The organism is Paenibacillus glucanolyticus, assembly GCF_037333485.1.
In the GTDB taxonomy this organism is placed as follows: Bacteria; Bacillota; Bacilli; order Paenibacillales; family Paenibacillaceae; genus Paenibacillus_AQ; species Paenibacillus_AQ glucanolyticus.
This window is the reverse complement of sequence record NZ_CP147845.1, coordinates 669,063-682,500: the sequence shown is the minus strand read 5'-3', so window position 1 is coordinate 682,500 and position 13,438 is coordinate 669,063. Positions and strand designations below refer to the sequence as shown.

At 49.6% G+C, this 13,438-nt stretch carries 5 protein-coding genes (1 of these 5 running past the window's edge); all 5 read right to left on the bottom strand.

Annotation, left to right across the window (positions count from 1 at the left end):
• Window positions 1–4,297, bottom strand: partial view of a S8 family serine peptidase gene (locus tag WDY75_RS03140; protein ID WP_063477870.1) — the 5' portion only. The gene continues 104 nt to the left of window position 1, outside the view; 4,297 of the gene's 4,401 nt are visible here — the first part of the coding sequence; the start codon lies at window positions 4,295–4,297; the stop codon falls past the left edge of the window.
• Between the two features lie 356 nt (window positions 4,298–4,653).
• Entirely contained in the window at window positions 4,654–6,666 is a 2,013-nt protein-coding gene (gene ligA, locus WDY75_RS03135; protein WP_063477871.1) for an NAD-dependent DNA ligase LigA, read from the bottom strand.
• Between the two features lie 78 nt (window positions 6,667–6,744).
• Window positions 6,745–9,075 carry a DNA helicase PcrA gene (gene pcrA / locus WDY75_RS03130; RefSeq protein WP_006212976.1) on the bottom strand — a complete coding sequence of 777 codons (2,331 nt, stop codon included), beginning with the start codon at window positions 9,073–9,075 and terminating at the stop codon, window positions 6,745–6,747.
• A 73-nt stretch (window positions 9,076–9,148) separates the two neighbouring features.
• The gene (locus WDY75_RS03125) at window positions 9,149–9,838 is read right to left on the bottom strand and encodes a heptaprenylglyceryl phosphate synthase (RefSeq protein ID WP_063477872.1); all 690 of its coding nucleotides are present in this window, start codon (window positions 9,836–9,838) and stop codon (window positions 9,149–9,151) included.
• A gap of 224 nt (window positions 9,839–10,062) precedes the next feature.
• Window positions 10,063–13,383 carry an S-layer homology domain-containing protein gene (locus WDY75_RS03120; protein ID WP_063477873.1) on the bottom strand — a complete coding sequence of 1,107 codons (3,321 nt, stop codon included), beginning with the start codon at window positions 13,381–13,383 and terminating at the stop codon, window positions 10,063–10,065.
• Window positions 13,384–13,438: the final 55 nt, after the last annotated feature.

The window sequence follows — 13,438 nt, the reverse complement described above, 5'->3', positions numbered from 1 at the left end:
CCAGACCCTCCTTCACAGCAAAGGCTACAGCCGCACGTGCATCCTCCGAAATCAGATTCGCATCGTTAAATGACAAGGAGCCTGCTTCGGAATCAATCTTCAACGCTTCAGCAATCATGACTACCATATCCTCACGGGTTAGCGGATTCTTCGCACCCGCTTCCGTGCTGCGTGTCTCCCAATCAATGCCTGTCTCAAAAATACGATCAAGCAGCGTCGCAAATTCGGCGCGGGTCACTGCATTGTTCGGAGAGAACCGGCCTGCACCGGTACCGTTCGTAATATGCTGTGAAGCCGCAACTTCGATCTCATCTTTAGCCCAGTGGCCTACGATGTCGCTGAAGGTTGCGTTATTCTCAGCGGCTGCATAAGATCCCGGTCCGTTGATACGGAACGTGATCGATCCGCGTGACGCCGATTGCAGCAATCCTGCGGATTGCAGGTCTCCTTTTTCCGACTGAACGTAGGCTCCAACCTTACGAGTATCTTTCACTTTGGCGGGGTCATAGTTCAAGGTCAACAGAAGCGGATGTTTGAACTTGGCGGCGTGTTTAACCGTAATAATGGAAGATACAGCGCTTAAGCTGTTTCCGGACCCTGCTTTGCTCGCAGCTGCCGAGACCGTTAAGCTGAATCCGCTGGTCGTTGTGAAATCATCCAAGGCATCGGCAGGAACTGTCAGGGTAAAGCCGTTACCAGTTATAACAAGAGGCTTGCCCGATGCTTTCAGTTTATCAACGGTTGCCTTGCCCAGTGTAAGAGCTACATCGCTATATTTACTGAATTCAAGCTTGGATACGTCCAGCTTCACTTCCTTGCTGTCACCAGCAATTCCAGCTGTAACCGCTGCTTCGGACAGGGCTGCTGTTGCAGACTCGGTGCCGTCCGCATTTTTCTTCGTGGTTACTTTGGCATCACCCGAAACTTCAGGAGCTGGAGTGGATGGTGTGCCTGTGGATCCGCCACCGGATGATGAGCCGCCGCCAGAATTACCTGGATCTGGAGTGCTTGGTACATTAACAGATACCGCAGCTTTTCCTTCCAATCCTTGATGGTCCTTAACCGAAAGCTCAACGTTGTATTTACCTGAGGACAGTCCATCTAACGCAATGTTAAATGCGCCATCCTGTTCGACGTCGAAGCTGCCTTGCTTGGCAACGGTCTTGTCGGCTTTTTTGACAACATAAGTGGCATCCAGCCATTCGCTGACATCAAAATCAATCGTCCATTCGTCCATTAAAGCCGGAACAGCCGTAACATAAAGATCGTTGATGGTTCCAGTTAATGCGAGAGGGGAACCACTGGAAGCCTGCACATCAGATTTGGTGTTAATGATAGGTGCTTTGGTTTTGACAAAGAACGGAATGGTTGCGTAATCGCCGTAAACGACCCTATTAGTACCGAGGGACTTAAGATCTACCGAGTACAGACCGTCTTTAATCAATTCAATTTCTTCGGTTGTGTAATTGAAGTACTCCCCATCAAATCCGAGGGTATATTCCGTATTGGCTTCGAAAAGAAACTCATCTGCACCAAAAATCTGCCCAATCAACCCGTCACCATCTGGTCCTGATTCAGGATTCAGGCTATCGTACAAATCAATGATGACAACTTGCATAGGATTATAAAATTCGAAACCTACAGACACTTCACCAAGCTCCCCCTGTTCATTCAAAGGAAAATGCGGCAGGTAGGTTTCCGTGTCGTTATAGACCTTCGTATATTTGACACCCGTCATTTCAAGATTAAAGTATGCTACAAAAGGTACAGAATAAGTGCGGGTACCGTTTACAAAGTTAATATAGCCCTGCTGTTCCGAAACTCCGGTAATACCGGCTGGTACTTCTAGCGTTACGATCAATTCTTTCTCCCCGCTTAAGTCAAAGGAGGATTGATCCACCATAACCGCTACTCCCGGGGTCGATTGTGTTGTATGAACCTCAACCTCAAACGCTCCGCCAATACCACCAATCTGTTCAACCTTTATTTTCTTCTGAACGGTTTGAGCCGTTGCTCCCGTAAAATTACCGAAGTTAATGCTTCCGGTAATGTTGTCCTGCTCTTTACTTGTTCCGTTTTCCAGATAAGAGGTCTTATCCAGAACCTTGACCAGAGCTTCGGCCTGAATGGTATCAACTGCCTGAATACGTCCGGCTCCTTGATCCGTGACATCATAGGAATCCGTATCCAGCACTTTGGCATTGTTCATCAGTGCGACTTTCACATCAAACGGAGTCCAGTCACTGTGTTTCTCCAAGACGAGTGCGGCAAGCCCCGCTACGTGTGGAGCAGCCATGCTTGTACCCGTTAAACGGTCATAGGATTGACTGTAATCCGCGTCTGGATCGTTCTTCCCGTAAGCCGGAACGGATGATAGAATGCTTGTTCCCGGTGCTACAACGTCAGGTTTAATATCCAGCGTCTTTTTAGCCGGACCGCGGGAACTTGAGTCATTGATCTCGTCTCCGGCCGACTTGTTTCTCATAAAATCGGAAAAACTTACTTTGAGATCGGGGTTGGCGTCGAGCAGAGATTTGATGGCATCCCCATCTTCTTTACTCATACTAAGCGTCGGAATAAAGTTAAAGCTGTCACCAAGCAGGACGCCGATCGGTCCCGGATTTTGATTAAATACGATCGCTCCGATGGCACCTGCTGCCTTGGCATTGGCAATTTTATCTACGAATGCGAGTTCTCCGCGTTTAATCAACGCGATTTTGCCCGCCACGTCTTTGCCTGCAAAGTCCTCAGGTTTACCCAGGTCCGCATAAACGAGGCCAAACTCTCCGTTAAGGACTACTTCCGGATCCTCGGCGAGATTCCAAGCCATCAGTTCAAGTTTATACGTAGCGTCTACTACGCTCAAAGGTGCATTTGTGTCTGCTGCAGGAACTGCTTCTTCTTCGGCAGATTCAACAGGGACCGCATCCGCTGCCGGAGCTTCTTCGCCTGCTGCATTCGACGGGTTCTCATCCGTCACTGCCAGTTGGGCTATATCATCTGCTTGTACACCAGGCGGTTCTTCAGGAACAGTCGGTTGTTCAGGCTGAGCCCCAGTATCTACTGCGCTCTCATCCACGCTGATTGGCGCCGCAGGCGGTACAGCATCCGTGTAAAAATGCGTGGTTGCCGAAATTTCATCACTTGGCCCTGTAGAGTTACCTACGGTAATGGCAAATGCTGATGCCCCCGGGGATCCTACGGTCCACCGGTTCGGCCCCGAGTTGCCGCTGGAAACGACTGGCGTAACACCAGCCAGCGCAGCATTATTAATAGCTACGGACGTGACGTAGTCCGGATCATTGCGGGCATTGCCAAGCGAGAGGTTAATGACATCCAGTCCATCCTGAACTGAACGGTCGATACCTCCCAGTACCCAGCTGGACTTACCACTTCCATAAGGTCCAAGAACACGATAGGCGTATATATCCGCTTCTGGAGCAATACCCACAACGCCGAATTCACCCGCATCCCGGGCTGCGATGGTGCCCGCCACATGCGTTCCGTGTTCGGTCCAGTACGTGCTTCCTCTATCATCCACCTCTGGCGGATTGGTAGGATCGTTCTCCCAATCAAGCGGTGTCGTTTCATAAGGATCATTATCGTTATCCACGAAGTCATACCCACCCTTATAAGCATCCTTCAGTATAGGGTGAACGTAATCGATTCCCGTGTCGATTACACCAACTTTAACCCCTTTACCCGTATATCCCAGATCCCATACCTCCGGAGCGCCAATGAACGGGCCTGTATCCTTCATATGCGGGCTAACTTCACCTTTTGGTCCTGCCGTTACTTCCAGATCGGGATATACCCCGAGCACACCCGGGATCTTGAGAATGTCTTCAAGTTTATTGCTGTCCATCTCCAATGCTACCCCGTTAAAAGCATAGCTATATTGGTTTGAAACCTCATGATTGATATGGTTGGTGCTCAGATTGTCAATGAAGGTCTGCTGCTGCAGTTCTACCTTCTGCTCAACCCTTGCCTTCATGGAAGAACTAAATGATTTGCCCGCTATCGAGGAAATCCCCTTCGCCAGTGCAACCGGCTCAGCAGACAATTCAACGATGACATCAACTTGACCCGTCCCCAAACTTTCCAATTGTTCATCAAGCACAGGCGTCTTGGCAAGCTCAGCCCGATCCTGCAGAATCTGCTTTAATTGCAAAGCATCTTCCGCACTTAATGGGTTGTTCAGCAGTTGCTTGGACTCCGATGGAGCAGCAGCTGCCGGAATAACCAATGAAAGCATTAATATCAAACTTAATAATATGGACAACACTCGTTTACTCAAGACTTTGCTCCTCCCTACAACTCAATTTTCTGTTATAACAACAGGGTCTTAAAACTAGCAGTAAACGACTTCACTACCACCTCTTTCTATTGGATGACTGACCCATGGTAAATAACTTCTAGACCACAAAATTAGATTCCTCCATCCTTTTCTGTATGTTTTTGTTAAAAAAAGTCGATTTCATAGGAGGTTTTGACGAATGAGAGAAACCGCAATAGATTCAAGAAAAATCAAGCTTACAAGGGAAGTAAGAGAGGTTGAATCGAGCGAGTGAAAAAAAGAAAACCGAGGCTATTGATAGCCTCGGTTTATATAGGGTTTTATCTGCTTCTGCAAGATATATCCAGATTAAGATGTTATTCGTTCAGCAAGCGCACGAACTCTTCTTCATCCTCCAGGATGTCGATGCCGAGCTGCTGGGCTTTGGCCAGCTTGCTGCCGGCTTTTTCGCCTGCGATGAGGAGATCGGTTTTCTTGGACACGCTGCCGGTGACTTTGGCACCGAGTGCTTCCAAGCGTTCCGTCGCCTCTTCACGGGTCAGCAGATGAAGCGTGCCTGTCAGCACAACGGTTTTGCCGCTGAAATAGGAATCGCTGCTGACCGGCTTCGGTGCTTCCGGCGCTTGTGCTTGAACGCCCAATGAAAGCATCTTCTCGATACTCGCCTGCGCAAAAGGGTCGGCAAAGTATCCGGCGATACTATCGGCCACGATGCCTCCTACGTCCGGAAGCTCAACGAGCTCTTCTGCGGTCGCTGCCATCACGCGATACAGATCACGGTAGTGATCGGCCAGCATCTTGGTCGTGGATTTGCCGGTATTCGGAATACCCAGGGCGAAGAGGAACGATGCAAGATCCCGCTCCTTACTCTTCTCGATGGCGTCCAGCAGGTTCTGTGCTTTTTTCTCGCCGAAGCGCTCCAGCTTCACCAAGCTGTCAAAAGAGAGGGTATACAGATCCGCAGGCTCCCGAACGCCGAGCTCCTCATACAACTGAATGGCGGTTTTGTCGCTGAACGTTTCTATGTCCATGGCGTCCCTGGAAGCAAAGTGCGTAATTCTCGCCACGATCTGCGGTTTGCAGCCGGTCTTGTTGTTGCAGAACAGATGCGCCCCGCGCTGCTCCAACGGAAATCCGCATGACGGACACTCCACCGGGAACAAAATCTCTTCGCCGTCGTTCTCTTCCGTTACTTTTCCAAGAATTTCGGGAATGACGTCATTCGAACGGCGGATGAAGACACGTGAACCCAGCGCGAACTTGAGGTTCTTGCGCTCAATATCCCCGATATTGTTCAGCGTGCAATTTTGCACGGTAACACCGGCAAGCTCAACAGGCTCCACGCGCGCGAGCGGCGTGATTTTACCCGTTCGTCCCACGTTCCAGGTGACCGACTGCAGTACGGTCGTAGTTTCTTCCGCTTCGAACTTGTAAGCGACCGCCCAGCGAGGGAACTTGTCGGTGTATCCCAGCGCCTCGCGGATGCGGAAATCGGTCACCTTCACAACCGCTCCATCGATGAGATAGTCCAGCTCGGAACGGCGTTTCTCGATATCGGCCAGCTGCTCCATCACATCATCAAACTGCTCAAAGTAGAAAATGTAAGGATTGACCTTAAGGCGGTTCTCACGCAGGAAATCCATCATTTCCTTATGGTCGGCAAAAGTGATTCCATCCGAGTAGCCTACATTATAGAAGTAAGCGTTCAGCTTGCGCTCGGCCGTCACCTTCGGACTGAGATTGCGAAGAGCCCCTGCCGCCGCATTGCGCGCATTCTTGAGCGGCTCGGCTGCGGTTTGATTGTATTTTTCCAGCACCGACAGGTTCATGATACCTTCGCCCTGCACTTCAATCGTGCCCTCATCATAAGGAATCGTCAGCGGGACCGATTTGATGGTCTTCACCTGGGGCAGTATGCCTTCGCCTACTGCACCGTTGCCCCGTGTCGAAGCTTGAACCAGTTTGCCGTCCTGATAGGTCAGGTTCAGCGTTAACCCGTCAAACTTCAGCTCCAGCGCGTAACAAGGATTCGGCAGAGGATTGCCGGGATTCTTCGTATTGTAGTCATTGACCAGCCTGACCACCCGATCATGCCAGGTACGGAGCTGCTCGATGTTCTGAGCCTTATCGAGACTCCATAACGGAGCCAAATGACGGTGCGGGGCAAAACCCTTCAGAATCTCCCCTCCCACCCGCTGGGTCGGAGAATCCGGAAGCTTCACTCCGGTCTCTGCCTCCAACGCTACCAACTGATCGTACAGGGCATCATACTCCTTGTCGCTCACCAGCGGCTGATCCAGCGTATAGTAGTGGTAATTATAATTGTTCAGCTCCGTGATGAGCTTCCCCATCTTCTCCTTGAAATCCATACAGGGGCAATCCTCCTTCAATAATATAAGGGCATAACAGGCTGCGTTTCGTTCATGCTGATGCTCCTAGTTCTTCCCTTATTCCACCTTCGTAATCGGCGCGAAACCAGCAAGAAGACGTTTTACGCCAACCGGTGCCGGAAAAGCAATCTGCAGCTCCATGTCATTGCCGCTTCCCTTCACCGCCACAATGGTGCCGGTACCCCATTTGCCATGGGCTACTTTGTCGCCAGCTTTAAATTCCCCGCTGCCCGAAGCAGACGCTGGTCGGGATGCGGCACCGGTAGTCATGGTCACCCGGCTCTTCGGTGCCGCTTGAGCGGAAGCCGTCGATCCACTTAGGGAGAGGTCCACGCTGCGTCCACCGCCAAAGTTGCTGCCTCCGCCTCCGCCGAAGCCACGTCCTGCATAAGATCCGCCTACACTTCCGCTTCCACCGCGGCGGTAGCGGTCATGCGCCATCTGCGTGTCCTCCTTCAGCTCCTCCGGGATTTCCTCCAGGAAGCGTGAAGGCGGGTTCGCCGTCGTGCGGCCAAAGAGTGTACGCATACGCGCACAGGACAGGAACAGCTGCTTCTCGGCACGCGTAATGCCGACATAAGCAAGGCGGCGCTCCTCTTCCAGCTCTTCGTTATCCATGAAGGCACGGCTGTGCGGGAATACCCCTTCTTCCATGCCGATAATGAACACCACCGGGAACTCCAGACCTTTGGCGCTATGCATGGTCATGAGCACGACAGCGTCGTCACGGTCTTCTTCGTCATCGTTCATCGAATCGATGTCCGCGATCAGCGCAAGATCCGTAAGGAAGGAGATGAGGGACTTATCCTCATTATTCTTCTCAAACTCTTGCGTAACCGACAGGAACTCGTCAATGTTCTCAAGGCGGGATCTGGATTCGATCGTATTCTCATTTTGCAGTTCGAGCCGGTATTCGGACATCTCCAGTATTTTTTCCGTAAGCTCGGTGACCGAGAGAAACTCGACCATTCGACTGAGGGCGGCAATCATGTCGTAAAAGCCCACCAGCGCATTGCGCGTCCGTCCGGCAAAACCGAGGTCGTCCACGATTTCCAGCACGCGGAAGATCGAGATGCCCCGCTCTCCGGCGGCTGCAGCCAGCTTCGCAACGGTCGTGTCACCGATGCTTCGTTTGGGCACGTTGATGATCCGCGTCAAACTGATATCGTCATCCGGATTCGAAATCAGGCGCAGGTAGGCGAGCATGTCCTTAATCTCTTTGCGATCATAGAACTTGATGCCCCCGACAATCTGGTACGGAATGTCCGACTTGATCAGAATTTCCTCGATGACCCGGGACTGCGCATTGGTCCGGTACAGGATCGCATGATCCTGATAGTTCTTGCCTGCATTGATGTTCTTGCTGATTTCCGAGGTAACAAAATATCCCTCATCATGCTCCGTATCCCCCCGGAACACCTTGATCTTCGGTCCTTCCCCTTGCTCGGTCCACAGATTCTTCGGCTTGCGGCCCGTGTTCAGGCCAATCACATTGTTGGCAGCGTTCAAAATGTTGGCTGTCGAACGGTAATTCTGCTCCAGCAGAATCGTCCGCGCCTCGGGATAATCCTGCTCAAAATTCAGGATATTCGTGATGTCCGCGCCGCGCCAGCGGTAGATGGACTGATCGCTGTCCCCAACCACGCATATGCGGTGATGGCTATCCGCCAGCATACGGCAGAGCATGTACTGCGCCCGGTTGGTATCCTGGTATTCATCTACATGAATGTACTGGAACTTGCGCTGGTAGAAGTCGAGGACCTCTGGCACTTCCTTAAACAGCTGGATCGTGGTCATGATCAGATCGTCGAAATCAAGCGAGTTGTTGCTCTTCAAGCGCTTCTGGTATTCGGTGTACACTTTGGCAACAAGGGATTCAAAATAGTCCCCGGCTTTCTGTTCATACTGCTGCGGGGAGATCAGCTCATTCTTGGCCGCACTCATGGCCGCTTGAACCGCCTTCGGCTCGAATTTCTTCGGATCGATGTTATGATGCTTCATCACATTCCGAATGACCGACAATTGGTCCGTTGAATCCAGAATGCTGAAATTCGAGGTAAAACCAATCCGCTCAATGTCTTTGCGCAGAATGCGCACACACATCGAGTGAAACGTCGATACCCAGATGTCCTGGCCCTCGCGTCCCACCAGCTTGGATACCCGCTCCTGCATCTCGCGGGCTGCTTTATTCGTAAAGGTAATCGCAAGAATGCTCCATGGTGCGGCTTTACGGGTGGCGATCAGGTAACCAATCCGGTGCGTCAGCACCCTCGTCTTGCCTGAGCCGGCTCCTGCCATAATGAGCAGAGGTCCGTCCGTAGCTTCAACGGCCTTCCGCTGCTCGGGGTTGAGACGCTTGACCGCCTCGTGTATGTCAATGGGCTGCATATTATTTTGCCTCCTAGATTTGTAGATTTAATAAAAGAGAAATGATTGCAAACAGAAAAGATAGCCGATCCGGTCAGCCCTTCACAGCCTTAACCGTCTCAAGCGCCTGCTCGAGATCATCGTACACTACGTTGCCTACAATGATCGTATCTGAAATAGAGGCAGCTTCCAGCGCTTGCTGGGCGTTGGTTATTCCGCCACCGTAGAACAAACGGGCATTATCCAGCGATCTTCGGACCGTACGAACGGTCTCCATATCTCCAAAGGCTCCGCTGTATTCCAGGTAAACAATCGGTAAATTCATCAGCTTGTCCGCGATCTGCGCATAGGCGGCGGCCGTGCCTGCTTCAATCGAAGTCTCTGCTCCGGTCAGCTTCGCCACCGCCGCATTCTCGTTTAATACGATATACCCTTCGGTCACAACCAAGTCCCACGGAATCATATAACCATAGCGTTCGATTCCTTCACGATGCCGCCCCATGATCCAGGTCGGATCCTGTGTGTTCAAAATCATCGGGATCATGTACAGATCAAATCCGGGTACAACGGCTTCCAGATCGGATACTTCCTGTACGCACGGCAGCTCATAGCGCCTTACACGGGACAGAAGATCCACGGTATTTTCATAAGTGACTCCGGTTGAACCCCCAACCATAATGGCATCGGTTCCTGACATGCATACCACATCAAGGCTGTCGTCACTGATCTCCTTGTCGGGATCCAGCTTAAACACATGCTTCCAGGATTGTATCATCTCTTTCAAGCGTCATTCCTCCACGTTCACGGGTTACTATTATACTAAAATAAGTCTATGCTAGCACGGTAATCAAGTCAATTTATGTTCGTATAAAATGCGAACATTTTTTTGGTAATTGTGATGTGTGACCTAATGGCCGCGGTACTTACTGCTGTGAAGGGAATGAAAAAGCCCGTCCGAATTCACTAGAGTGAATCCGACGGGCGGAGGAGATTATATTGGCCTCATGTTTAGAGCAGGCTAATTAGTAGTCCCGCCAGCTGTTTAAGAGACGCTATTTTAACATCGTTTTGGCTGCCAACTCTTGCTTGCATCGCAGCATCACGAGCAGAAATCAGCTCCGTCAAGCCAGGATCATCATGAATTAGCTCATCGGCATCTTCAACAGCCTCTTCAATCAAGATATCCAGCGTTGGGACAATAATGGAGATGGTTTGTGCGATTGTCTGCTGCGACCCACGGACCAGCTTAACCTTTGCTTGATAAGTAACGTATTGATTTCCGTCATTGTAATTCTCAAGAAGGATAGCACCTTGATCTTGCTTGAGATATACGCTGCCAATCACGGTTGCTGGAGTTGTCATTTCCAGATCCTCAATGATCACTAAAGTATCATCCAATAGAGGATTATTTCGATCTGTAAGATAAACAGCCTCCCCAACCGTTGTAAGATAGGAAACTCTCGACTCTAACGATAGTTTGGCCTTCTCTTCGTTGAGAAGTTCAAGCTCTTCGTCTTTAATGTCCAGCGTATCGTAAGTCGTATCCAAAACTTGATTACTGCTTACATCAATAAACTCAGTTTTAAGTGTATATCTTCCCGCTTGCTTGAATTTCAGCTCATACTGGAGTTCAAGATTGGACACATCATATCCGTTATCATTTGAACCGTGGTAAGCCTCAATCGAATTATTCAATGAATTGGTCTGGAACGGTAACAAAGCTCCTTCACTTGACTTGAGTTCAATAAGAGCTGGGTTCAGCGGACCCTCAACAGAAAAACGAAGGAAGACCTTATCTTGCGTTGGATAATACCCTGTACCCAATGTAAGCTGTAAAGCGTTATCTACTAACTGATTTCCTTCAATGGATGAGTAAAAATTATAATCGATGGCTGGCTGAAGATCGGATTGAGGCTCATCCACAACAAGTTTGTTATGATCCGTGAAATTCAGTTCCGCACCGTTAACTTCCATATCGAATACATACCAGTATAACTCGTCTCCGCTTCCACTCGGGATATGATATGTTTTCACAGGCTGACCGCTATTCCCGCTGTATATCTCAACCTTAGCAGATGAATTACGCAGCGTTTCCGATCCGTCATATCCGTTTCTGGAGTAGTTGTGAATATAGAACTGATACTTGCCGTCTACGCGCTTGCGGATTGTCGTTGTCTCTGGGCCATAGGAGTCTGTATCATCATGGTCCAGATCCGCGTACTTTTCTCCTTGATAATAATATTCCCGGTCACCAAAATAAGTGTGGAATGATCTTCCATCAGGTGTTGGTCCAAGTAGATGGGAGTCTTCATCCCGCGGCTTCTCTCCCCATGTCAACACGATGCGAATCTCATCGTTTGCCGGGATTTTGATTGCAGTCGCATTTTCATTCCGGTTAAAGCTGTCACTTAGTGAGACGCCTACTACATAAGTCGTAATAAAGCCGGCTTTTGTGAGTTGTCCAGTATATACCCCGGCTGGCAAATTAGCGGTATATCGTCCATCTGCATTCGTAAGCGTCGACGTCGCAATGCTGCCCGTTGTATTGCCTAATCCTCTGCGGAAATCAATTCTCATACCTTCCACAGGGAGTTCGTTAACATCGGTTATTGTCCCTTCAAAGCCTTCGAGTTTAATGCTGCCAGTTAAACTTGTTGTGAATTTGGAGCTGCCTGCTGCAGGAGTAACATTAAGAACCAATGTATCACCATAGTGTTCATCCAGCGAAATCGGTGTAAATGTCAGTATCTTAGTCGCGTTATTAAACGCAATGTCCTCCAACTGATAAACAGCACCTGCAACCGTTGCGCTGATGTTAAAATCAATTAGTTCCAGAGACGGAACTGCATTCACAAACTGCAGTACTGCCTGTCCGTTACTCAATTGAATACGGTCCGTAACCGGCGGCTGGGTAGGATTAGGATTCGTTGTATTCCCGCTCTCTCCGGTTCCAGCGTTAGATCCAGAAGTAGAACCTCCGCTACCAACGCTTACGGTAACGTTATCCGCTAACACCAGACTGCCCGGGCGCTGAGTGAAGGATACGCCAGCAGCATTAACTTGAGCACTGCCAATGCTTCCCTGACCACTCACAGACGCTGCTGCATTAAGAATCAGGGATAGAACAGATGCGGAAGATCCAACATTCAGATTCGTGCCGGAAGCATTCGCCGCAACATTTAGCTGAGCTACAGAGCCTGAAGTAAGATTTACATTCAGCGAAGCTGCTGTAACATCCACTGTTTCAAACTGCCCTGCCAAAGTCACGTTGGAGCCAGATGGAATAAGATTGGACAATAACAGATCTTTAAACCCTTCACCTGTCAAACCTGTTTCTTCCAGAATCGCACCGGATTGCAGTGTAACCTGTGACACAGAGCTGCCACCTTCGGTAACGATACGGACACTGCCATCCTTTTTGTTCACAATAACGGTAATAAGCACGGAGTCAACCACATGAATACTGTTTTTGCCTCCGCCTTTTATGGTTGTACTTCCCTTAACCGTTACCCCTTTAAGCGTGACGTCCCCTTCACCAACGCCTTCGCCAATGACAAGATTACCTTCTATGGTCATATTTTGAAGCGTGATATCCAAGGCATTAATATGTACGGATCCCGGAACGTTCTTGGTTCCTGTAACAGGACCGTATGTACCTGCCGTATCGTAACTCGTAACTTCCTGAGATTTAATCTCTTCAAGAGCACGATCGAGTACAGTAACGACTTCAGCACGGGATGCGCTTGCTGTCGGTCTGAACTTGCCATTGCTCCCATTCATGATACCGCTAGAAGCAACGGCTCCGATCGCTCCTTTGCTCCATGCCGGACTACGATCCGTGTCTGTAAATTTATTAGCTGCATCACTTGGCTTGAGCTCCATTAGTGAACTCAAGATGACAGCCAGTTCCTGACGTGTTACCTTGTTGTCTGGTTTGAAGGTTCCATTGCTGTAACCCTTCATATACCCCTGCGAAGCTGCCACGGACAAGTCATTATAGTACCATGATGTACTTTTGACATCGCTGTATGAAATGCCAGCCTTGGTCTCGAACTGAAACGATCGATTAACGACCGCTGCCAGTTGAGCTCTAGTTATTGGAGCATCCGGATTAATCTTTCCGGTTTGATCCCCATTAAGATAACCTTGTTCATTCCATTTCTGAAGTGTCTTGCTCGCCCAGTGTCCTTCAATATCACTAGCACTGGAAGTGGTTTTTGTTTCACTCTTTGCTGTTGCAGCGTAGGCTCCACCTAACGGAGACAGTATGAGGGTTATCCCTAATACAGCACTTAAAGCCTTTTTGTAAAATCCTAGTCTGTTACCCAAGTTGAATTCCTCTCTCTCACCTAATAATTTATTCATACTATAAGACTATTTGACT

What these genes read in the sequence shown, in the direction of transcription:
- ligA (WP_063477871.1), bottom strand. Translation starts at nt 6,666, where the DNA reads ATGGATTTCAAGGAGAAGATGGGGAAGCTCATCACGGAGCTGAACAAT.
- pcrA (WP_006212976.1), bottom strand. Translation starts at nt 9,075, where the DNA reads ATGCAGCCCATTGACATACACGAGGCGGTCAAGCGTCTCAACCCCGAG.